The following is an 889-nucleotide window of genomic DNA, read 5'->3' on the forward strand; positions in this document are numbered from 1 at the left end:
GCGGCGACGAGTGCGTCCCGCGCCTTCCCGGTGATCTTCGGGTTGACCAGGACCGTCCGGTACGAGCCGTCGGACAACGCGCGCAGCGGCGGCAGCCGCAGGCTGGCCTTGACCCGCCACAGCAACGCCGCGCCGGTGTCCGCGGCCGTGCACCAGTCCGTCCAGGAGGAGAAGCTGCGGTCCGCGAGCAGAAGCCAGCGTTCGGCCAGCCGCGGGTACAGGGTGCGGGCCAGGGCCTGCTCGCTGGCGGGCTTCGCGCCGCCGGCAGGGCCGAGCGCGGCCAGCACCGGCGCGTGCGAGGCGCACTCGGACACGGTGACCGCGCGGACCTTCGGCAGCGCCCCCGGCGCGCCGTCACGGCCCGCGGGCAGGCCGAACGCGGCGATGTTCTCCACCGAGGCCGGCACGTCCCACTCCAGCCCGTCGATACTCATCAGCCGCCACGGGCCGAGGAACGCCCCGACCGTGTCGAGGTCCGCGACCGGCCCGGCGACCTGCGAGAACAGTTCCGCCAGCGGCGCTGAACCGAGCCGCTGGCGGGCTTTCGTCAGCCCGCCCGAGGTCGGTTCCCACCGCGGCCCGACAACATCGAGATCGTCAAGGGTGGCGGCGAGCCGCCGCGCGACCGCCTCGTAGTCGTCGTCCGCGAACAACGCGAGCGCCATCACGAAGTAGACCGCGACCCGCGGCGGGATCGTCGTGTCGCTGCGCCGGGCACCTCTCCCGGTCGCCTCGATCGCCTCATCGACTGCATCCCGCGAGACGAACGACGTCAGGACCCCCAACGAGATCCAGTCCGTCAGCTGGCTACCCGCCACCGCCCCCGTGTCCGCCACAGCCCCCGATCATGCCGCCAACCAGGCAGAACCACCCGAACCGACACACCACA

The 889-nt window shown here is 73.1% G+C and carries 1 protein-coding gene; it reads right to left on the reverse strand.

Translation table 11 applies throughout. The features are described from left to right. Window positions 1-836, reverse strand: an 836-nt coding sequence (locus tag AB1460_RS37865) for a transposase domain-containing protein (protein ID WP_368967402.1), incomplete at its 3' end; no start/stop codon positions are given. Between the last annotated feature and the right edge of the window lie 53 nt (window positions 837-889).

Origin of the sequence: Parafrankia sp. FMc2, assembly GCF_041008525.1 — a bacterium.
Lineage (GTDB): Bacteria > Actinomycetota > Actinomycetes > Frankiales > Frankiaceae > Parafrankia.